Raw genomic sequence first — 20,306 nt, forward strand, 5'->3', positions numbered from 1 at the left:
CCTCCTGTGGGAGCGGGCTTGCTCGCGAAGAGGCCGGCACATTCAACATCTCTGTCGCCTGACACTCCGACATCACCACGTCACTCAAACCCTACAACGGCAAATACCGGCTCAACAACGCACGCAACGCTGCCGGCTTCACCGGTTTGGCCAAATAGTCCAGCCCCGCAGCATGCACCTGATCAACCGTCTCCGGCCGGCCATCGGCGCTGATCACCACCCCGGGAACCGGCTCGCCCATCTGGGTGCGCAACCAGGCCATCAAGTCGGTTCCGGTCTCGCCATGATCGAGGTGGTAATCCACCAGCGCCAATTGCGGGCGCACGCCTTCGGCCAGCAGCGATGCGCACTCTTCGCGATTACGCGCGGTCCAGACCTGGCAACCCCAGCGGCTGAGCAGGCTGTTCATGCCGATCAGGATGCTGTCCTCGTTGTCGATACACAGCACCTGCGCGCCATTGAGCAATTTGCCATTGAGCTCGGCGACTTTGACCGGCGCTGCGGTTTGCGCCCTGGCCAGCGGCACGCTGACGCTGAACACGCTACCGCGTCCCGGCCAGGAGCGAACGCGCAGGGTATGACCGAGCACGCGACATAGCCCGTCGGCAATCGCCAGCCCCAGGCCGAGGCCTTTTTCGGCCCGTGTCTGGTGGCTGTCGAGGCGCTTGAACTCTTCGAAAATCACCTGCTGTTTATCTTCCGGAATACCTGGCCCACGGTCCCAGACTTCCAGGCACAGTTGTTCTTTGCGCCGACGAACCCCCAGCAGCACCGGCCCTTTGCCGTAGCGGAAAGCGTTGGTCAGGAAGTTCTGCAGGATCCGCCGCAGCAGTTTGATGTCGCTGTCGACCCGCAGCGCGCTGCCGCGAACCCGGAACTCCAGTTTTTGTTCTCGCGCCAGTGCCTTGAATTCGGTACCGAGGGTGTCGAACAGTTCGTTCAGTACAAATGGCTGGCGATTCGGATTGATCTTGCCGTTCTCAAGGCGGGAAATGTCCAGCAGGTCGCTGATCAAGTCCTCGGCCGAACGCAGCGAGCTGTCCAGGTGCTCGACCAGTTTCTGCGCTTCGCCGGACAAACCGTCGTCCTGATGGGAGAGGGCGGCGGAGAACAACCGCGCCGCGTTCAGCGGTTGCATCAAGTCATGGCTGACCGCCGCGAGGAAACGGGTCTTCGACTGGTTGGCCGCCTCGGCGTTGCCCTTGGCTTCGGTCAGGGCAACGTTGAGTTGCGAGAGTTCGTGGGTCCGTTCGGTCACCCGTTGCTCCAGGCCTTCGTTGGCCTCGGTCAGCGCCTGCTCGGCTTCGCGGAACGCGGTGATGTCGGTGAAACTCATGACGAAGCCACCGCCCGGCATCGGGTTGCCGATCAGCTCGATCACCCGGCCATTGGGGAACAAACGTTCGGAAGTATGCGCGCGGCCCTGACGCATCCAGTGCAGGCGACGCGCGACGTGAACTTCGGCTTCGCCGGGGCCGCACAGACCGCGATCGGCATTATGGCGAATGATGTCGGCAATGGGCCGGCCGACACTGATCAAGCCGTCCGGATAGTTGAACAGCTCCAGGTATCGACGGTTCCAGGCCACCAGTTTCAGCGACTGGTCGACCACGCTGATGCCCTGGGTAATGTTCTCGATGGCGCCCTGCAGCAAGGCGCGGTTGAATTGCAGCACCTCCGAGGCTTCGTCGGCGATGCGCACGACGTCCTCCAGTTGCATCTCCCGGCCTTCAATGGCGGCTTTTACCACCGCGCGGGTCGAGGAGGCGCCGAGCACACCGGCCAACAGGCGTTCGGTATGGGCGATCCATTCACTGTCGGCGTTCTGGTTCGGGTTGAAGCCTTTGCCCTGGCGATAGGCAAAGCGGATGAAGCTTTGACGGGCGCGTTCTTCACCGACGAAGCGCGCCGCCAGTTGCAGCAGGTCGTCGATCTGCACCGCCAGCATTGAGCGTGCGCTGGGGCGGGCACTGATTTCCTGGCCGATGAAGCGGCCTGCTTGCCAGTGCTCGGAAACCCGGGTGCGCGATAGCACCGAAACCCAGGCGAACAGCGTGAAGTTGCCTGCGAGTGACAGCACCACGCCTTGGGTCAGCGGGGTGATCGGCAGGTTCAGTGGATTGCTGTGCAACCAGGCCAGCCCAGGGAATGTGCTCAGGGACAGGCCGAGGCTGAGGGCGGCAATCGGCAGGATCAAGGTGTAGAACCACAGGAACGTGCCCGCGGCGAGGCCAGCGAAAACGCCGCGGCGGTTGGCCTGTTTCCAGTACAGCGCACCGAGCATGGCGGGGGCCAGTTGGGTCACGGCCGCGAAGGCAATCTGGCCAATGGTCGCCAGGCTGGCGGTCGAGCCCAGCAGGCGGTAACTGACGTAGGCCAGCAGCAGAATGACCACAATGCTGACGCGGCGCACCGACAACATCCACTGGCGGAACACTTCGAAAGGGCGCTCGGCGTTGTTGCGACGCAGCAGCCAGGGCAACAGCATGTCGTTGGACACCATGGTCGACAGCGCCACGCTGGCCACGATCACCATGCCGGTGGCCGCCGATGCGCCACCGATAAACGCCAGCAGGGCCAGCGCCGGATGCGCCTGGGCCAGGGGCAGGCTGATAACGAAGGAGTCCGGCAACACTGAGCTGGGCAGCATCATCTGGCCGGCCAGGGCGATTGGCACGACAAACAAGGCAGCGAGGGCGAGGTAGGCCGGAAACACCCACTTGGCAAGGCGCAGATCCTGGGGGTCGATGTTTTCCACAACAGTCACGTGGAACTGCCGTGGCAAGCAAATGATCGCCATCATCGCCACGCCGGTCTGCACCACCATCGACGGCCAGTTGATGGTTTCCTTCCAGTACTGCTCAAGCCGCGGCGCAAGCATGGCCTGGTCGAACAGGTCGTCGAAACCGTCGTACAGGCCGTAGGTCACGAACGCGCCGACGGCGAGAAACGCGAACAGCTTGACCAGCGACTCGAAGGCAATCGCCAGCACCATGCCGCGGTGGTGCTCCGTGGCGTCGAGGTTGCGGGTACCGAAGACGATGGTGAACAGCGCCAGCACCAGCGACACGATCAGTGCGGTGTCCTGGGCACGGGTGCCCATGGCGTCGGCTCCGGCGCCGATCAGCAGGTTCACGCCGAGCACAATGCCCTTGAGCTGCAGCGCGATGTAGGGCAGCACGCCGACCAGGCAAATCAGCGCCACCACCACCGCCAATGGCTGGGATTTGCCATAGCGTGCAGCGATGAAGTCGGCGATCGAGGTGATGTTCTCCTGTTTGCTGATCATCACCATTTTTTGCAGGACCCACGGCGCACCGATCAGCAACAGGATCGGCCCGAGGTAAATCGGCAGGAACGACCAGAGCTGTTCGGCGGCCTGGCCCACGGCGCCGAAGAACGTCCAGCTGGTGCAATAGACCGCCAGCGACAGGCTGTACACCCAGGCACGCACACGCGGCGGCAAGGGCGCGCTGCGACGGTCGCCATAGAAGGCGATGGCGAACATGATGGCCATATAGGCCAGGGCGACGGCGGCAATCAGCCCGGTGGACAGCGACATGGGGACTCCAGACAAAAGACTCCCGGGCCTGCGCCCGGACAGACAGTCTCGCACGACCGCCAGCGTTAGTCAGTGTCGACCAAGGTCGTGGCGTGGCGGGGTGTCGCAGGGGGATTTGCGATGTCTGGACTGGCCCCTTCGCGAGCAAGCCCGCTCCCACAGAGGCGGTGAACGCAGGGCAAATGTGGGAGCGGGCTTGCTCGCGAATGGCGGTATTACGGAATCAACGCAATTTCGATCAAGCGATGCAGTTCTTCAAGTTCCAATGGCGCCTCGGAAAACAGGATACGAAACACCGTCGGCGCGGCGATCAGATTGATCAGCCGATCGACACTGGGCTTGGGCGCATCCGGATAGCGATCCAGAATCGTCTGCAGTTGCCCGCCAATGATCGTTGCGCAGTAACTCGGCTTCAGCGCCGCCTGCACGTCGCACAGCATGTTACGGCCGGGTTCGGAGCTCATCTCGTCCAGGTACTGTTCCGCCCAGGCCCGCACATCACCGTGAAGGCTGCCGGTATTGGCCGGTTCGTTGTCAGGCTGCATGCGGGCGAGGGCGACGTCGGCCAGCAGCGCCGACACATCGCCCCAGCGCCGATAGATGGTTGACGGCGTGACGCCTGCGCGCGCAGCTATTTGCGGGACGGTCACGTTTGCGCGGTCCTGTTCCTGCAGGAGTTGGCGCACGGCCGAATGAATCGACTCTTGTACCCGTGCGCTGCGGCCGCCGGGGCGTAATGTGGGAGCTGTCATCCTGTGTTTCCTGTATCGCGTCGGGTCCTGTTGCAGGCACTCGGTCCTGAAAGCCATGCCTGGGACCTTAACACAAAGAATTTGCTTTAAGAGGGATCCAGTAGCACACTCCGCAAAAGCAAAAAATTAGCTTTTGCGGAGTGTGTCCATGCCCGGTTCTCGTTCAAATCGTTCCAGCCTGTGGTTTCTGGCAGTGACCTTGCTCAGTTTTCTGGCAGCCTCCACTGCGCCGACGCCGCTGTATCACCTGTACCAGGAGCAGATGCAGTTTTCTGCCGCGACGCTGACCCTGATCTTTGGCGTGTACGCCCTCAGCCTGTTGGCGGCGTTGCTGACGGTCGGCTCGCTGTCGGATTACCTGGGGCGCAAGCCGGTGATTTTTACTGCGGTGATTCTGAACATTCTGGCGATGCTGCTGTTCATTCACGCCGACAGCGCCGCCTGGCTGATCAGTGCCCGAATTCTGCAAGGTTTTGCCACCGGGATGGCTACCGCCGTGCTGGGCGCAACACTACTGGATACCGACCGCGAGCGGGGGCCGCTGGTCAATAGCGTTGCACCGTTGACCGGCATGGCTATAGGTGGGCTGGGCTGCGGTGCGTTGGCCGAGTACGCCCCGGCTCCGTTGCATCTGACTTTCTGGCTGCTGCTGGCGTTGTTCGTGATGCAGGCGTTTTATGTCTGGCGCTTGCCGGAAAGCGTCTCGCGGCAGGCCGGGGTTTGGGCGTCATTGCGACCGACTCTGCATGTGCCACTGCAAGCGCGCTCCACTTTGTGGCGAGTGCTGCCGCTCAATACTGCCCTGTGGGCCCTCGGCGGTTTCTACGCATCCCTGGCGCCTTCGTTGGTGCGCACCGCCACGGGCTCGACCTCGAACATGATTGGCGGCGCGACCGTGGCCGCCTTGACGCTGACCGGCGCGCTGATGATCTACAGCATGCGCAACCGACCCGCCGGCAAGGCGTTGTTATTGGGCGCCAGCATGATGCCAACGGGTGTCGTGCTGATTTTGCTGGGGGTGCACAGTGCCAGCCTGCCGCTGTTCTTCCTTGGCACACTGGTCGCAGGATGTGGTTTCGGTTCCGGTTTTCTCGGCACCTTGCGTAGCCTGGTGCCGCTGGCCTTGCCCCATGAACGTGCCGGGCTGGTGTCGGCGTATTACGCGCTCAGCTATCTCGCCTTTTGCCTGCCATCGCTGCTGGCCGGGAACCTGAGCCGTACCCTCGGCCTGGTAGCGACCACCGATGGGTATGGTGCGGTGTTGATTGTTCTGGCCCTTGGCGCTTTGGCAGGTTTGATACGCCCGCGTTCAGGCAGGGCGTGTGAGGCCAATCCATGACATTGCGACACGGGCATGCCTGATTGAATATCTATAAAGTAGATAAGATATAGAGAAATTACCCGTTATATAGATATTCTATTCGGATCTAACATGGGCTCTACCTCACGAGAGGACAGGAGTACGCCATGACATGCGCCAATAGCATCAAGCCCGGAATCAAACCTTTCAGTCACTTGCAGCATCCCCGCGAAGTGATCCGCCAGTTCACCCCTAACTGGTTCGCGGCCACCATGGGTACCGGCGTGCTGGCGTTGGCGCTGGCGCAATTGCCGGTCGCCATACCCGCCTTGCACGCCTTCGCCGAAGCCCTCTGGTTGTTCAACATCGCGCTGTTTCTGCTGTTTACGGCGATGTACACGGCGCGTTGGCTGCTGTTTTTCGACGAAGCACGACGGATCTTCGGCCACTCCACGGTCTCGATGTTTTTCGGCACCATCCCGATGGGCCTGGCGACCATCATCAACGGCTTCCTGGTGTTCGGCTTGCCACGCTGGGGTGAAGGCGTGATTCACCTCGCCGAGGTGCTGTGGTGGCTGGATGTGGCGATGTCGCTGGCTTGCGGCGTGCTGATTCCCTACATGATGTTCACCCGTCAGGAGCACAGCATCGACCAGATGACAGCGGTCTGGTTGTTGCCGGTGGTCGCGGCAGAGGTGGCGGCCGCCAGCGGTGGCCTGTTGGCACCGCATCTGGCCGACGCTCATTCGCAACTGGTGGTGCTGGTGACCAGCTACGTGCTCTGGGCCTTTTCCCTGCCGGTGGCCTTCAGCATCCTGACCATCCTGTTGTTGCGCATGGCCCTGCATAAACTGCCCCACGAAAACATGGCCGCCTCTAGCTGGCTGGCCCTTGGCCCGATCGGCACCGGTGCCTTGGGCATGCTGGTACTGGGCGGCGATGCACCGCTGATTTTTGCGGCCAACGGGTTGCCGGGCATCGGTGAGATTGCTGCAGGATTGGGTCTGGTGGCCGGCATCACCCTGTGGGGCTTCGGCCTGTGGTGGATGCTGATGGCGCTGCTGATCACTGTGCGCTACCTGCGTGCCGGCATTCCATTCAACCTCGGCTGGTGGGGTTTCACCTTCCCGTTGGGCGTCTATTCTCTGGCGACGTTGAAGCTGGCCAGTACCTTGAGCCTGACGTTTTTCAGTGTGTTCGGCTGTGTGCTGGTGGCGTTGCTGGCCGTGATGTGGCTGATCGTCGGCAAGCGCACAGTGCTGGGCGCCTGGCGTGGCGAGCTGTTTGTCTCGCCTTGCATTGCCGGATTGAAGAAATAACCGGTCAGGATTAGGTAATGTGTGGCCTGGATCGGCTTTTGATAATCCAATAAGAATCCAGGCCACTCGCTACCTAACATCAGGGACACATGGAAGATGAGTCACCCCTCACAGTTCACCTTGCTGCGCACCCGGCGCTTCCTGCCGTTCTTCATCACCCAGTCCCTCGGGGCGTTCAACGACAACGTGTTCAAGCAGTCGTTGATCCTCGCCATTTTGTACAAGCTGACCATCGAAGGTGACCGCTCTATCTGGGTCAACCTGTGTGCGCTGCTGTTTATCCTGCCGTTTTTCCTGTTCTCGGCCCTGGCCGGCCAATTCGGGGAAAAGTTCGCCAAGGACGCGTTGATCCGCCTGATCAAGCTAGGGGAAATCGTCATCATGGCGGTCGGCGCCGTCGGCTTCCTGTTCGATCACCTGTCGTTGATGCTGGTGGCGCTGTTCGCCATGGGCACCCATTCGGCGCTGTTCGGGCCGGTGAAGTACTCGATCCTGCCGCAGGCCCTGCGTGAGGATGAGCTGGTAGGCGGCAACGGCCTGGTGGAAATGGGTACCTTCCTGGCGATCCTCGCCGGCACCATTGGCGCCGGGGTCATGATGTCTTCGGCGCATTACGCGCCGGTGGTGTCCACGGCGATCATCGGCATTGCCGTGCTCGGCTACCTGGCCAGCCGCAGCATTCCTCGTGCTGCTGCCGCCACACCGCAAATGCGCCTGAACTGGAACATCTTCAGCCAGTCCTGGGCCACGTTGAAACTCGGCCTGGGGCAAACTCCGGCGGTGTCGCGCTCGATTGTCGGCAACTCGTGGTTCTGGTTTGTCGGGGCGATCTATCTGACGCAGATCCCGGCGTATGCCAAGGAATGGATGCACGGCGACGAAACCGTGGTGACGCTGATCCTGACGGTGTTCTCGGTCGGCATCGCCTTGGGTTCGATGCTGTGCGAGAAGCTCTCCGGACGCAAAGTCGAAATTGGCCTGGTGCCGTTCGGATCGTTCGGCTTGACTGTCTTCGGTTTGCTGCTGTGGTGGCATTCCGGTGCAATCCCGGACAGCGCCACCGGTCATGGCTGGATTGAAATCCTCGGTTTCGGCCACGCCTGGCTGGTGTTGCTCGACATCCTCGGCCTGGGCGTTTTCGGCGGTTTCTATATCGTGCCGCTGTACGCGCTGATCCAGTCACGTACCGCCGAGAACGAGCGGGCGCGGGTGATTGCCGCCAACAACATCCTCAACGCGTTGTTCATGGTGGTGTCGGCGATTGTCTCGATCGTCTTGCTGAGTGTGGCCAAGCTGTCGATCCCGCAACTGTTCCTGGTGGTCTCGTTGCTGAACATCGGCGTCAACGCTTACATCTTCAAGATCGTCCCCGAGTTCACCATGCGTTTCATGATCTGGCTGCTCAGCCATTCCATGTACCGCGTCGAGCACCGCAACCTGGATCTGATCCCCGATGAGGGCGCGGCGTTGCTGGTGTGCAATCACGTGTCCTTCGTCGATGCCTTGCTGATTGGCGGCGCGGTGCGTCGGCCGATTCGCTTTGTTATGTATTACAAGATCTACAACCTGCCGGTGCTGAACTTCATCTTCCGCACCGCAGGGACGATTCCTATCGCGGGGCGTCATGAAGACATCCAGATCTACGAAAAGGCCTTCACGCGCATTGCCCGGTATCTGAAGGACGGTGAGCTGGTGTGCATCTTCCCCGAGGGTAAATTGACCGCCGATGGCGAGTTGAATGAGTTCAAGGGCGGCTTGACGCGAATTCTCGAAGAGACGCCGGTGCCGGTGATTCCGCTGGCCTTGCAGGGGTTGTGGGGGAGTTTCTTCAGCCGCGATCCGGGCAAGGGGCTGTTTCATCGCCTGTGGTCGCGAGTGACCCTGGTGGCAGGGCCGGCGGTGGCGGTTGAGGCGGCGGAGCCTGCCAGGTTGCAGGCGTTGGTGGGGGAGTTGCGCGGGGCCGTAAGATAATCGGTGATTCTACCGGCCTCTTCGCGAGCAAGCCCGCTCCCACAGGTTTTGTGTTGTGCCACACATAGTAGGCACACCTACAATCCCTGTGGGAGCGGGCTTGCTCGCGAAGGCGATAGTGGCTTAGGCGCTGACCTTCAGGCCAACGAGCCCTGTAATGATCAGCGCCACACTGGCCAGCCTCACCAGCGCCATGGATTCGCCAAACAGAATGATCCCGGCGATCACCGTGCCAACGGCACCGACACCGGTCCAGATCGCATAGGCCGTACCCAGCGGCAATTCCTTCATGGCAAGGCCGAGCAGGCCAAGGCTGACAGCCATGGCCGTAACGGTCAAAACAGTGGGGAGCGGGCGGGTGAAGCCGTCGGTGTACTTGAGGCCGACGGCCCAGCCGACTTCGAACAGGCCGGCGAAAAACAGAATGATCCAGGACATGAAGACCTCCATCGTCTGACGGGGTCGTCCCCAGATTAATGACTCGATCGAGCTGCGGGGTCGTCCCCGCGATGCGCAATATAGTGCCCAGTATTAACCCGGGGATCAAGATCGCGGATCAAGATCGCGGATCAATCAGTGGCTTGTTGGGCGGCGATTTCCCGCTCCTGTTTCTCGCTCATGCGACGAAAGTAAGTCGACAGCAGAGCCCCGGAAATATTGTGCCAGACACTGAACAATGCACTGGGCACCGCCGCCAGCGGCGAGAAGTGCGCACTGGCCAGGGCCGCGCCCAATCCGGAGTTCTGCATGCCTACTTCCAGGGCCAGGGACTTGCGCTGTGCCAGAGGCAACTTGAACAGGCGCCCGGTGAAGTAACCCAGCAAGTAGCCAAAGCTGTTGTGCAGCATGACCACAGCCATGATCAGCAGGCCGGACTCGGCAATCTTCGCCTGACTGGCGGCAACTACCGCAGTGACGATGATCACGATGCTCACCACCGACACCAGCGGCAATACGTCCACTGCGTGCCTGACCTTGTCGCCAAGCAGCCGTTGGGCAACCACGCCCAGCACGATCGGCAACAGCACCACTTGCAGGATCGACCAGAACAACTCCATGAACGACACCGGCAACCAGGCCGAGGCCAGCAGCCAGATCAGCGCCGGCGTCAGCAGCGGAGCGAGGAGGGTGGTGACGGCGGCGATGGCCACCGACAGCGCCAGATCGCCGCGGGCCAGCCAGGTCATCACGTTCGACGAGGTGCCGCTTGGGCAGCAGCCCACCAGAATCACGCCGACGGCGATCTCCGCTGGCAAGTGGAACGCCTGGCAGAGCAACCACGCCACGCCGGGCATGATCACGAAATGTGCAACTACGCCCAGGGCCACGCGCCATGGATGGCGAGCGACTTCGGCGAAGTCTTCGAGTTTGAGGGTCAGGCCCATGCCGAACATCACCAGCCCCAGCAAGGGCACGATGGCGCCTTTGAGGCCGAGGAACCATGCCGGCTGCAGAAATGCCACGGCAGCGAAAATCAGAACCCAGTAAGCAAAGGTGTTGCCGACAAAGCGACTCAATGCAGCCAGTGCGCGCATGACTTGATCCTTATTTTTACGTAACACCACAAAACCCCTGTAGGAGCGAGCTCGCTCGCGATGGTGTGTCAGTCACCCCTCTTTATCTGACACACCATCGCGAGCGGGCTCGCTCCTACAGGAGAGATCACTGGTCCTTAGATCCCCTGCGGAGTCTCTTCGCCACCCAGCGCTTCAACCAGCGCCGGCAGGAAGTCGCCGAAGGTCAGCATCATCAGGGTGAAGCTGGCGTCCAGTTGGCCCAGGGCTTCGTCGCCGCCGTCCTGTTCCGCCTGGTCTTGCAGCAGGTCTTCGAACTTCAGGCGCTTGACCACCATTTTGTCGTCGAGGACGAACGACAGTTTGTCCTGCCAGGCCAGGGACAGTTGAGTGACCACTTTGCCGGTGCTCAGGTGCAGCTGGATTTCTTCGCTGGTCAGGTCCTGGCGCTTGCAACGCACGATACCGCCGTCTTCGTGGGTGTCGCGCAGTTCGCACTCGTCCAGCACAAAGAAATCGTTTGCGGCTTTCTGCGTGGTGACCCACTCGGTCATGGTCGCCGTCGGGGACATTTTCACGGTCAGCGGGCGCACCGGCAGGGTGCCGATCACTTCGCGCAAGGTCGACAGCAGGTCTTCGGCGCGTTTCGGGCTGGCCGAGTTGACCAGGATCAGGCCCTGTTTCGGCGCGATGGCGGCGAAGGTCGAAGAGCGACGGATAAAGGCGCGGGGCAGGAAGGCCTGGATGATTTCATCCTTGATCTGATCGCGTTCCTTCTTATAGACCTTGCGCATTTGCTCGGCTTCGATCTCTTCGACCTTTTCCTTGACGGCGTCACGCACAACGCTGCCCGGCAAAATACGTTCTTCCTTGCGCGCGGACACCAGCAGGAAGTCACCGCTGACGTGCACCAGCGGCGCATCTTCGCCTTTGCCGAACGGCGCGACGAAACCGTAGGTGGTCAACTCCTGGCTTGCACATGGGCGCGCCAGTTTGGTGGCCAGTGCAGTTTCCAACGCCTCGGCATCAACAGGCAGATCTTGGGTCAGGCGATAGATAAGCAGGTTTTTGAACCACATGGGGTGAGTCTCTCCTTTATACAAAGGCGGGCATTATTGTCTTCGCCGTGCCATAGGCCAACCTTTCTCTAAGCCTTTGGAAGGCCTGAGAAAATTATTTTAAAAAGTGCTTGCCAGAGGTTGGGTCGCTCCGTAGAATGCGCGCCACACCGAAGCGAAGGGTGATTAGCTCAGCTGGGAGAGCGTCTGCCTTACAAGCAGAATGTCGGCGGTTCGATCCCGTCATCACCCACCATTCGTTTCAAGTGTTTAGCGCAGCGGTAGTTCAGTCGGTTAGAATACCGGCCTGTCACGCCGGGGGTCGCGGGTTCGAGTCCCGTCCGCTGCGCCATATTCGGTAACCTGGAACACTGAACGCCAGGTCACCACGGAAAAGCCCGCTTAGGCGGGCTTTTTTCTGTCTCATGTATGACTGTTGTTCCTGTGGGTTGCATCGTTTCACCGGTTTTTAGATTTTTTTGAAAAAACTTCAAATAAATCAACACTTTATAAAAACCTGTGGCATAATGTGCCCCGCAACGAAGGTAAAGGGTGATTAGCTCAGCTGGGAGAGCGTCTGCCTTACAAGCAGAATGTCGGCGGTTCGATCCCGTCATCACCCACCACTTTCAACGCTACGCGCAGCGGTAGTTCAGTCGGTTAGAATACCGGCCTGTCACGCCGGGGGTCGCGGGTTCGAGTCCCGTCCGCTGCGCCATATTCGGTAATCTGGAACACTGAACGCCAGATCACCACAGAAAGCCCGCCTAGTGCGGGCTTTTTGCTGTCTGGGATTTGGCTTTTCTCGCTCCTTGTAGGAGCGAGCTAGCTCGCGAAGATCGTTAACGATAACGCATAAATTCAGATGCCCAGCGGCGCCCATTGGTTTTTCGCGAGCGAGCTCGCTCCTACAGTTCGGCGTTACGGCTGTGCCGGTAGTCGCTGACGGCTTCATACACCGCCTTGCGCAGGCGATTGATCCCGCCAATGGGGCGGTGCGCCTCAAGGCCAAACCAGGGATTGAACGACTGGTTGTCGCATTGCAGGTTCAGCGCCGGTGTATCGAAGTCCTGTGCTGGCACGTTGATCCGCGCCACCGTCTCGAAGGGCGCATCACTCTCTCGCCACTCAATGCTGGTGTCTTCGATCGGCATGTACTTGTTGGCGTCCTGTCGCTGGATTTGCAGAGCGAAACACGCGGGTACCCGGTCGGTGGACAGCTGTTGGTTCAGCGCATTGCGCAGAAAGTTCGGCAGCTTGCGATTTTGTTCCGGCAGGTTGTAGGCCGGGCAGTTATCCGGATCGGGTATGACCCGGAACTTCGCATTGGCTTCACCGAATTTGTAGGGTGAAACCGAAAAGTACGTCGTCCGGGTTGGGCTCGACGGGGCGGGGGACAATGTCGCCAAGGCAATAAACAGGTGGCGAACCTGCCAGGCGCGTGGATCCCAGCCGGGGAAAAAAGCCATGATCTTTTTACCGTCAGCCTGGGCGGCGACGTTCTGACGGTATTCGGCGACATCACTGACAAAGAAGTTCGGATGGCTGAACATCACAAAGTCCTGTTCGCTTCGCCCCTGCCGATCGCTCAACAGTTGTTTGCCCGGAACATCGAGCAGTTTGATCGCCATGCCCCTGGCGTCGCGGATGCTGTCGAACTGCGGGTAGGCATTGCCGTTGGACAGGCGCATCGTCGCTCGCCAGGTTTTACCCGGTTCGCTGAACACGCCCTGGCGCAGTTCGCCTGGCAGTTCCGGCAGCACCTGAACCTCGGCCTTCACACATCCGTGGGCCTTGGCATGGGCGTCGCGCAGGTAGCGAGTGCTTTCACGGTGCTGATCGACGATGCGTACGGCGGTCTGGATGATGTCCCGGGTCATCGCGGCTTCGCCGTCCGCAATCAACTCCTGCGCCGGGACCGGCCCGCGATGCTGCCAGGCAAACCAGGCGGTGGCCAATGCCCAGCCAAGCACTCCGAGACCCAGCAGCCACAGCAACAGCTTGCCGAGGAAGGCGCCCAGGCGCAGCCAGAGAGTTGTCAGCATGGGAAAGTCCTTTTGACTGGGGCTGTGGTCATGGCAATTGCGCTTCCAGCGGGCCGCCCAGCACTTTCAGGTATTCCAGCAGTGCCCAGCGTTCCTCCGGCTGCAACCAGCGGCCGATCACGCCATTGCCGAGTTTGCCGGCACGGAATTCATGACCACTGTTGTGGTTGCCAGTGATTCGCGTGTCGAACAGAAAACCATTGGTAAAGGCTTCGGTGCGGTAACCCAGGTGTCCCGGGTCGTATTCGAAAGTGCCTTTGTAGAAGGTGGTCGCACGCTCATCCTGAGGCGACAGCAATTGATAAATGCTCGGTACCGAACCGTTGTGCAGAAACGGCGCCGTCGCCCATACACCCGCCAATGGCCTGGCCTTGTACGAACGCAACTCGCGCACGCCGATCGGCAGGCCGAAACCGTCCATTGCCGGACGCTCGGCAGGGGTGACATGGGCGTCCTGATACGCGCGGTCCAGGACAAATGCCGTGACATAGGCCAGCCCCCTGGCCACGGACATCTTGCTCAGGTCCAGTGGTTCGTCGGGTTTCGGCTCTACATCAAGTTGTTCCAGTTCCGCCTGATTCCATTGCAGCGCTGTCAGGTCGAAGCGGTGGTCGGCGATGTTGTTGGCCGCACCGGGATCTGTGCCGATGTAATCCACCGGGAGCATTTTCAGGTGCTGAACGTATCGTCCCTCGCCCTGGGTGGTGCTCGGTACATGACAACCCGCGCAGTTTTCCGCGAACAAGGCGCGCCCCTTTGCTGCCAGGGGTTTGTCGACTGCGCCCAACAGATCTTCCGGCCAGGCGGGAGGCGAGAGTCGTTGCAGGGTTTTTTCGATCAGGTGCAGGTCGCGCACACGGACACTGGAGGGATAGCGGGCATCGCCCATCAGCGGCTGACCATTGTTGTCAAAGAAGTCCAGGGTGGCGCCGACGCCAAGCGCCTCGCCGATGTTGCGGGCCATCGGTTGTTTCGCCGAGCCGTTCCACTGCACCCATTCGAACGTCCACATGTCCCACAACTGCGGATAATCGACCGGGGCATTGGCTATGCGGTAGTTTTCGGGGGAAATCGCGTCACCGAAGCTGGCGTTGGCAATGCGTCCGAAGGCGTCTGTGCGCCCCGGGCCTTCCTCGGTCGGATAGAGCCCGCGATGGGTGTCGTTCCAGGCCACTTTGAGGAACGTATCCAGTGAAGATTTGAATTCCTTGCGCAGCTGTTGGTGACGGGCGTCATAGTCCTGGCCCAGCACAGTGCGTGCGAAACGTTCGAATTTCCACGGGTTGTAGTAGGTCGAGGTCAGGCTGGCCACCAGCGCTTGTCCGAAACTGCCCCCTTTGAGTGTAGGAACACTGGACGGCAGGACATGTTGCGCCGAGCCGCCGTCGATACGCACGGCTTGTCCTTTGAAGCGCAGTTCTCCGGTGTGGCAGGCCGCGCAGGTGATATCCAGAAACACATCCGGGCTCCCCGCATTCTGGTGCCGGGTAAAGCCTGCCGGGAGGTTGCCGGGGTTGTTCGGTGTCGGTTTCTGGCCGGGATCCACCAGAAAACCGAAGCGGGCGAGGTACTCGGGGGCGGCGAAGCGTTGCTGCGAGAAGGGCAGTTCGAGGGCGGTGAACCAGTCGTAGCGCAAGCCTTTGACCTGAGTGCCCTGGGGGGTGAAGTAATAAGTCTCGCGGTCTGCGGCGCTCCATTGCTCCAGGTAATGCACCTGTTGAGCAGGCGACCAGGCCGGCAATTTCGGGTTGGCGACGTAGTAAAGAACCACGGCCATGACCAGCCCGAACAGTACTGCGATGAGAACCAGCAAGCGTAGGAAGAGGCGCAAGATAAACATCCATGTCAAGTTGTCATGCCGTTATGCCTGAGTACCCAGGGTGCGGCAAGAGGCCATTACGCCAGATGTTGCGGGTTCTGGAATCAGTCTGCGTCGGAACAAGATGAAAGAAGCTTCATCAGCCGAATTGTGAAATGCGTTTAAACACCTGAACTTATCAAGTGTTTCCGGCTCTCATGCCGGTAGCCATTGGTCGTGGCGGCCTGATAAGCTCGCGGCTTTACTCGATTGCCCTTTAGGCGCATGAACAAGGAAATAGCATGAAACAGCATCGGTTGGCGGCGGCGGTGGCCCTGGTTAGCCTGGTACTCGCGGGTTGTGATTCGCAGACCAGCGTAGAGCTGAAAACCCCGGCGCAAAAAGCTTCCTACGGAATTGGCCTGAACATGGGCAAGAGCCTGGCTCAGGAAGGCATGGACGATCTCGATTCCAAAGCTGTAGCCCAGGGCATCGAAGACGCCGTCGGCAAGAAAGAGCAGAAGCTCAAGGACGAAGAACTGGTTGAGGCGTTCGCCGCACTGCAAAAGCGTGCCGAAGAGCGCATGGCCAAGATGAGCGAAGAGTCGGCCGCTGCCGGCAAGAAATTCCTCGAGGAAAACGGCAAGAAAGCCGGTGTGACCACCACGGCTTCGGGCCTGCAGTATGAAGTCGTGCAGAAAGCCGATGGCCCTCAGCCAAAGCCGACTGACGTAGTGACCGTTCACTACACCGGCAAATTGACCAACGGCACCGTATTCGACAGCTCCGTCGAGCGCGGCAGCCCGATCGATCTGCCGGTCAGCGGTGTGATCCCGGGTTGGGTCGAAGGCCTGCAACTGATGCACGTTGGCGAGAAGTACAAACTGTACATCCCGGCTGACCTGGCTTACGGCGCTCAAAGCCCAAGCCCGGCGATTCCAGCCAATTCGGTGCTGGTATTCGACCTGGAACTGCTGGCCATCAAGGACCCGGCAAAAGAAGACGCCGAAGCCAAGTAACCAGCGTCTGCTTCGATAACAACGCCTCGCTCATGCGGGGCGTTGTTGCATCTGGCGCCCGGCAGGGGTAAACAAAACGAACAGACGCTCTAGACCGGAGTCTCACGCATAGTAGTGTTGCCGGTAGACGCACAACGCCGCCAAGTCAATGAAATTATGGGTTTTTTTTGATGAGTAAAAAACGCCCGATCTGAACGCAAGCCTTGTAAAGCGGGGCTTTCAGCGGTGAAAAGCAGCTCTGTTCACAAGGTTATCCACAATTTGTGTGGATAACATTTCAACGGGAGAAATCATGAAAGCACCCTGGAATTTCGCTCGTTTCCTGCCACTGGCCGGGCGCCTGCTGGCACGCGGTCGATTGCCGACCCTGTTGTTCGCGGTCGCCAGCAAAGGCGCGAGCCAGGGCAACCGACTGGGCAAGCTCAAGGACGACTTGAAGCTGTTGCAGGCACTCTGCCTGGCCTACTGGCGCGGGGAATATCGCGCCATCAGCCCCAAGGCGCTGATTTCGGTCGTCGCGGGCCTGATGTACTTCCTCAGCCCGGTGGATGCGATCCCGGATTTCATTCCGGTATTCGGCATGTTCGATGACATTGCGGTATTGGCGTGGCTGATGAAAGTGCTCGACGACGAACTCAATGCCTTCCGCACCTGGCGCAAACGGCAGGCGCCGGAAAAGCTCGCGGTGGTTGAGCGTCTGCCTGACACCCCCGAGCAGCTTCAACTTCAAGGCCCGAAAAAACACTGAGCCGATTGCGACCTGTTCATAGATTGATGCCCCCCGCGACCTTGGCCGCTGTTAGGATTACACTTCTAAGGAAAAGTGCCGACTCGCTAAGTGTTTTTGTCCTACGGGGTAGTCATGGATATTCAGATAATTACACGCGAAGGCGAGCCCGAATATGCGGTTCTGCCATGGGCTCAGTATCAGGCGTTACTGAAAGCAGCAGGCATCAAAGAGCAAGCGTCGCCTGAAGCCGTGAAGCTTCAGGCGGCAACACCAGACCCGATTCTTCCGGGTCTGGATCAACTACGCAGTTTGCGCGAAGGAAAGGGCATCGCCATCGAGGCGCTGGCCCGCACGGTAGGCATCAGCCCGTCTTACCTGGCCATGATCGAAAGTGGCGAGCGTCTGCCCGACGCCGCGATTCGCCGCAGCCTGGCCTGGGAATTGACGGTGCCAGGGTGGAGGGAAGAATCGTGAGCGTACGTATCAGTCGTCAACACTGGGACGGATTGCTGGGCGAACTGGATCAGGCGCGTCGCCAGCGCCATCTGTTGACGTATCGGGCATTGCTGGAGCGTTTGCAGCTGCCGACCCCGGCCATGCAGACCCTGACTGCGGCCCTTGAGCATCTGGCGGCCCTGGACGCGAAGGCGGAGCAACCATTGCGCAGTTCACTGGTGATCAGTCAGGGCGCCAGCCGTTTGCCACGTACCGGGTTCTTTGAGTGTGTCGAGCGCCTCGGGCGTTTTTCCGGGCCGTCGGACGGCGTTGCCGCTGCGTCCTGGCACGCTTCGGAAGTGGTGCGGGTGTTCGAGTACGAATACCCGGAATCGGCCGAGGCCTGAGTGTTTTTACAACTCAAGGCACGAGCCGGTTACTGGCTCGCGCGCCGATTGTTTCACTGGTCATGGTTTGTCCGCCAGCCACGAGGCTGGCGCTGGCTCGAAGGCCAGTTCGCCCGCATGGCCAACCTGGGCAATGTCGGCGCCCAGAGCTTCTATGGGCACATCCTGACGTTTCGCGGCGTCGGCCTCGGTGCTCGTGAGGAGGGCGTGCGTTTGTTGCGCCTGGCGGCATTGGCGGGCGATGGCAAGGCGGCGTATCAAGTGGGTGTGATCAGCCTGGCCGGGACAGCGAGCAAGGCGCCGGACCCGGCTGAAGCGGCGCGGTTCTGGGGGATGGCTGCCAAGGCTGGGCATCCGTTGGCCGAGATCAAGCTCAAAGAGTTGGCGTCTCGCGGTCCTTTGGATAATTAGTGGCTGGTCTGGTGCCTTCGCGAGCCTGCTCGCGAAAGCCTCAGTTCAATCACCGCTGCCCCACGAACAACTCCCCATCCGACATCCGCTGCGCCAGACTGTCAATCACATGCACGCTGTACCCCTGCACATTCTTCGCATGGTGCTTGGCCTGCGAAGCCATCTCCGCCAACTGGCTCGCATCGAGTTGTGCACAGGCCTGTGGATGAAGGTGCACCACCCCTATCGACAGCGACAACAGCGCAAACTCCTGCCGCACGCCCTGGCGATTCGGTGCGATGAAGCAGCCGGCCTCCAGGTGCTCGCTGCGGTAGAAGCGCCGGCATTGGCTCTGGAAGTCGTCGAGCAACTGGTTCAAACGTTTGCGCCAGTCTTCCGGGCCAAGCACCAACAGGAAATCGTCACCGCCGATGTGGCCGACAAAGTCGCGGGAGGGGTCGACGCGGTCGATCAGGCATTGCGCCAGGCACAGCAGGACTTCGTCACCGCGGCCATAGCCGTAGATGTCGTTGAAGGGTTTGAAGCTATCGATGTCCACGTAGCAGATCACCGATTCCCGTTGCTGTTGCAGCAGCCGCGTCAGGCATTGCTGGATCGGTACGTTGCCCGGTAGCAAGGTCAGCGGGTTGGCGTAGCGGGCCTGTTGGATCTTCAGTTCGGTGATCAGTTTGAGCACGTCTATTACGCGGCCCAGCCCGAGATAGCCACCATTGAGGGTGATGATGAAATCCTCTTCGATACGCTGGCGGGCACGGCTGGTGATCAGGCGGCTGACTTGTTGCAACGACTGGCTCAGCTCGACGGCGAGGAAGTCATCGCTCATCAGGCGGCTGATGGGCTTGCGGGCGAACAGGTCGGTGGCAAAGGGCTTGAGCAGGACGTCGGAGAGCGAATGACGATGGACAATGCCGCAGGGCTGACCCTGTTCATCCAAGACGGCCAGCGAGTTCAGGTTGGCCTGGCGGCGAAAGGCTTCGAGCACCGTGGCGGTCGGGGTGTCCCGGTCCATTGCGGGTTGCTCGTTGAGCAGGGCGCTGAGGTCGCTGCCGTCTTCGCTCAGGACCACGGCGGTGCTGTCCTGTCGGGGCATCAATGCCCGGGCATCCCGCGGCGGGTGTTCCTGGGGGCGGCAGAGCAGGTAGCCCTGCACCAGGTCCACGCCCATTTCGGTCAGCACCGTGAGCTCTTCGGGTAGCTCGATACCTTCGGCGATGACTTGCGCCCGCGAGGCCTTGGCGATTTGCAGGATCGAGCCGACGAATTCGCGCTTGAGCGCATCCTGATGAATGCCATCGATGAAATGCCGGTCGATTTTCACGTAGTCCGGCCGTAGCTCGGACCACAGCCGCAAACTCGAATAGCCCGCGCCCAGATCATCCAGCGCAATCGAAAAGCCCATCGCCCGATAGTGATGCAGGGCGGTTTGCAGCAACTGGAAATCATCCGCCGGCGTCTGTTCCGTGAGCTCGATGACCACCTGACTCGGCGGAATGCCGAAGTCCTGCAGCAATTGCAGGGTACGCCCCGGTTGATGCGCCGCTTCGAGCAGGGATTCCGGAGAGACGTTAAGGAACAACAGGCCAGGCAGTTGTTGTTCATTGAAGCGTCGGCAAGCGTTTTCGCGGCAGGTGATTTCCAGCTCGCTCAGGCGTCCGGCCTGGCGGGCGACGGCGAACAGGGCGACAGGGGAGTGCAGAGGGCTGTTGGAGGGGCCGCGACTGAGGGCTTCGTAACCGAGAATGCGCCGTTCAGAGAGGCTGATGATCGGCTGGAACAGGCTGTGCAAACCGCTTTGAGTCAGGATCGAGCTCAATGCACTCAGCTGTTCGGTTGTGGTCATGGCGATCTCTGGCGATAAAAAAAGGACCGGGCGTGCCCTTGGTAAAAAGTGCACGCCCGGTCCTTTATTTCACGACAGAATAATGACTGTTTAATGACGCTCCGGGGAGCGTCAGCATTAAATTGCCATCATTGTTTGTAAAAAC

The 20,306-nt window shown here is 60.4% G+C and carries 16 protein-coding genes and 4 tRNA genes; 12 read left to right on the forward strand and 8 right to left on the reverse strand.

Annotated elements, in window-relative coordinates; genetic code table 11:
* Nucleotides 1-91: 91 nt before the first annotated feature.
* Nucleotides 92-3,562 (reverse strand): hybrid sensor histidine kinase/response regulator, encoded by a 3,471-nt coding sequence (locus AC06G5_RS08210; RefSeq protein WP_480459233.1) that lies wholly within the window; start codon nt 3,560-3,562, stop codon nt 92-94.
* A gap of 215 nt (nt 3,563-3,777) precedes the next feature.
* Nucleotides 3,778-4,314: a TetR/AcrR family transcriptional regulator gene (locus tag AC06G5_RS08215; protein WP_480459234.1), complete on the reverse strand. Its 537-nt coding sequence runs from the start codon at nt 4,312-4,314 to the stop codon at nt 3,778-3,780.
* Between the two features lie 148 nt (nt 4,315-4,462).
* Here AC06G5_RS08215 and AC06G5_RS08220 point away from each other — a divergent pair, with 148 nt between their 5' ends.
* The 3 genes from AC06G5_RS08220 to AC06G5_RS08230 all read left to right on the forward strand — a co-directional run bounded on the left by AC06G5_RS08220 (nt 4,463) and on the right by AC06G5_RS08230 (nt 8,904).
* On the forward strand, nt 4,463-5,653 hold the full coding sequence (locus AC06G5_RS08220; protein WP_480459235.1) for an MFS transporter: 1,191 nt from the start codon (nt 4,463-4,465) through the stop codon (nt 5,651-5,653).
* A 128-nt stretch (nt 5,654-5,781) separates the two neighbouring features.
* The gene (locus AC06G5_RS08225; RefSeq protein ID WP_413425278.1) at nt 5,782-6,933 is read left to right on the forward strand and encodes a TDT family transporter; all 1,152 of its coding nucleotides are present in this window, start codon (nt 5,782-5,784) and stop codon (nt 6,931-6,933) included.
* 96 nt (nt 6,934-7,029) lie between these two features.
* Nucleotides 7,030-8,904: an MFS transporter gene (locus AC06G5_RS08230; RefSeq protein ID WP_413425276.1), complete on the forward strand. Its 1,875-nt coding sequence runs from the start codon at nt 7,030-7,032 to the stop codon at nt 8,902-8,904.
* 123 nt (nt 8,905-9,027) lie between these two features.
* Here the strand turns inward: AC06G5_RS08230 and sugE are convergent, their stop codons facing one another.
* The 3 genes from sugE to rdgC form a co-directional block, all read right to left on the reverse strand.
* Nucleotides 9,028-9,342 carry a quaternary ammonium compound efflux SMR transporter SugE gene (sugE, locus tag AC06G5_RS08235; protein ID WP_085716911.1) on the reverse strand — a complete coding sequence of 105 codons (315 nt, stop codon included), beginning with the start codon at nt 9,340-9,342 and terminating at the stop codon, nt 9,028-9,030.
* A 131-nt stretch (nt 9,343-9,473) separates the two neighbouring features.
* On the reverse strand, nt 9,474-10,439 hold the full coding sequence (locus tag AC06G5_RS08240) for a bile acid:sodium symporter family protein (RefSeq protein ID WP_413425274.1): 966 nt from the start codon (nt 10,437-10,439) through the stop codon (nt 9,474-9,476).
* A gap of 137 nt (nt 10,440-10,576) precedes the next feature.
* Nucleotides 10,577-11,497: a recombination-associated protein RdgC gene (gene rdgC / locus AC06G5_RS08245; RefSeq protein WP_218542817.1), complete on the reverse strand. Its 921-nt coding sequence runs from the start codon at nt 11,495-11,497 to the stop codon at nt 10,577-10,579.
* Nucleotides 11,498-11,656: 159 nt separating this feature from the next.
* On the opposite strand from rdgC, the gene AC06G5_RS08250 reads away from it, so the two are divergent.
* The 4 genes from AC06G5_RS08250 to AC06G5_RS08265 all read left to right on the forward strand — a co-directional run bounded on the left by AC06G5_RS08250 (nt 11,657) and on the right by AC06G5_RS08265 (nt 12,194).
* Nucleotides 11,657-11,732: transfer RNA gene (locus tag AC06G5_RS08250), tRNA-Val, on the forward strand.
* A gap of 19 nt (nt 11,733-11,751) precedes the next feature.
* Nucleotides 11,752-11,828: transfer RNA gene (locus AC06G5_RS08255), tRNA-Asp, on the forward strand.
* A gap of 198 nt (nt 11,829-12,026) precedes the next feature.
* Nucleotides 12,027-12,102, forward strand: a tRNA-Val gene (locus tag AC06G5_RS08260).
* Nucleotides 12,103-12,117: 15 nt separating this feature from the next.
* Nucleotides 12,118-12,194, forward strand: a tRNA-Asp gene (locus tag AC06G5_RS08265).
* Nucleotides 12,195-12,384: 190 nt separating this feature from the next.
* Here the strand turns inward: AC06G5_RS08265 and AC06G5_RS08270 are convergent.
* Together AC06G5_RS08270 and AC06G5_RS08275 are read right to left on the reverse strand one after the other, a co-directional pair.
* Nucleotides 12,385-13,521: a catalase family protein gene (locus tag AC06G5_RS08270; protein ID WP_413428344.1), complete on the reverse strand. Its 1,137-nt coding sequence runs from the start codon at nt 13,519-13,521 to the stop codon at nt 12,385-12,387.
* Nucleotides 13,522-13,549: 28 nt separating this feature from the next.
* The gene (locus AC06G5_RS08275) at nt 13,550-15,352 is read right to left on the reverse strand and encodes a di-heme-cytochrome C peroxidase (protein ID WP_413428343.1); all 1,803 of its coding nucleotides are present in this window, start codon (nt 15,350-15,352) and stop codon (nt 13,550-13,552) included.
* Between the two features lie 269 nt (nt 15,353-15,621).
* Between AC06G5_RS08275 and bamJ the strand changes: the two genes are divergently transcribed.
* From bamJ to AC06G5_RS08300, 5 genes are all read left to right on the forward strand, one after another.
* Nucleotides 15,622-16,338, forward strand: coding sequence for a BamJ family beta-barrel-assembly machinery protein (gene bamJ, locus AC06G5_RS08280; protein ID WP_413428342.1), 717 nt, complete (start codon nt 15,622-15,624; stop codon nt 16,336-16,338).
* Nucleotides 16,339-16,630: 292 nt separating this feature from the next.
* On the forward strand, nt 16,631-17,086 hold the full coding sequence (locus tag AC06G5_RS08285) for a YkvA family protein (protein ID WP_085716907.1): 456 nt from the start codon (nt 16,631-16,633) through the stop codon (nt 17,084-17,086).
* A 114-nt stretch (nt 17,087-17,200) separates the two neighbouring features.
* A complete protein-coding gene (locus AC06G5_RS08290) occupies nt 17,201-17,542 on the forward strand; it encodes a helix-turn-helix domain-containing protein (RefSeq protein ID WP_413428341.1) in 342 nt (113 codons plus the stop codon).
* Nucleotides 17,539-17,910, forward strand: coding sequence for a hypothetical protein (locus tag AC06G5_RS08295; protein WP_003223109.1), 372 nt, complete (start codon nt 17,539-17,541; stop codon nt 17,908-17,910). Before AC06G5_RS08290 ends, AC06G5_RS08295 begins: the two co-directional genes overlap by 4 nt.
* Nucleotides 17,911-18,321, forward strand: coding sequence for an SEL1-like repeat protein (locus tag AC06G5_RS08300; protein ID WP_413428340.1), 411 nt, complete (start codon nt 17,911-17,913; stop codon nt 18,319-18,321).
* 49 nt (nt 18,322-18,370) lie between these two features.
* Here the strand turns inward: AC06G5_RS08300 and AC06G5_RS08305 are convergent, their stop codons facing one another.
* Nucleotides 18,371-20,161 carry a bifunctional diguanylate cyclase/phosphodiesterase gene (locus AC06G5_RS08305; protein ID WP_413428339.1) on the reverse strand — a complete coding sequence of 597 codons (1,791 nt, stop codon included), beginning with the start codon at nt 20,159-20,161 and terminating at the stop codon, nt 18,371-18,373.
* Nucleotides 20,162-20,306: the final 145 nt, after the last annotated feature.

This window comes from Pseudomonas sp. WT-JTC (genome assembly GCF_056711565.1).

What these genes read in the sequence shown, in the direction of transcription:
- AC06G5_RS08210 (WP_480459233.1), bottom strand. Translation starts at nt 3,562, where the DNA reads ATGTCGCTGTCCACCGGGCTGATTGCCGCCGTCGCCCTGGCCTATATG.
- AC06G5_RS08215 (WP_480459234.1), bottom strand. Translation starts at nt 4,314, where the DNA reads ATGACAGCTCCCACATTACGCCCCGGCGGCCGCAGCGCACGGGTACAA.
- AC06G5_RS08220 (WP_480459235.1), top strand. Translation starts at nt 4,463, where the DNA reads ATGCCCGGTTCTCGTTCAAATCGTTCCAGCCTGTGGTTTCTGGCAGTG.
- AC06G5_RS08225 (WP_413425278.1), top strand. Translation starts at nt 5,782, where the DNA reads ATGACATGCGCCAATAGCATCAAGCCCGGAATCAAACCTTTCAGTCAC.
- AC06G5_RS08230 (WP_413425276.1), top strand. Translation starts at nt 7,030, where the DNA reads ATGAGTCACCCCTCACAGTTCACCTTGCTGCGCACCCGGCGCTTCCTG.
- sugE (WP_085716911.1), bottom strand. Translation starts at nt 9,342, where the DNA reads ATGTCCTGGATCATTCTGTTTTTCGCCGGCCTGTTCGAAGTCGGCTGG.
- AC06G5_RS08240 (WP_413425274.1), bottom strand. Translation starts at nt 10,439, where the DNA reads ATGCGCGCACTGGCTGCATTGAGTCGCTTTGTCGGCAACACCTTTGCT.
- rdgC (WP_218542817.1), bottom strand. Translation starts at nt 11,497, where the DNA reads ATGTGGTTCAAAAACCTGCTTATCTATCGCCTGACCCAAGATCTGCCT.
- AC06G5_RS08270 (WP_413428344.1), bottom strand. Translation starts at nt 13,521, where the DNA reads ATGCTGACAACTCTCTGGCTGCGCCTGGGCGCCTTCCTCGGCAAGCTG.
- bamJ (WP_413428342.1), top strand. Translation starts at nt 15,622, where the DNA reads ATGAAACAGCATCGGTTGGCGGCGGCGGTGGCCCTGGTTAGCCTGGTA.
- AC06G5_RS08285 (WP_085716907.1), top strand. Translation starts at nt 16,631, where the DNA reads ATGAAAGCACCCTGGAATTTCGCTCGTTTCCTGCCACTGGCCGGGCGC.
- AC06G5_RS08290 (WP_413428341.1), top strand. Translation starts at nt 17,201, where the DNA reads ATGGATATTCAGATAATTACACGCGAAGGCGAGCCCGAATATGCGGTT.
- AC06G5_RS08305 (WP_413428339.1), bottom strand. Translation starts at nt 20,161, where the DNA reads ATGACCACAACCGAACAGCTGAGTGCATTGAGCTCGATCCTGACTCAA.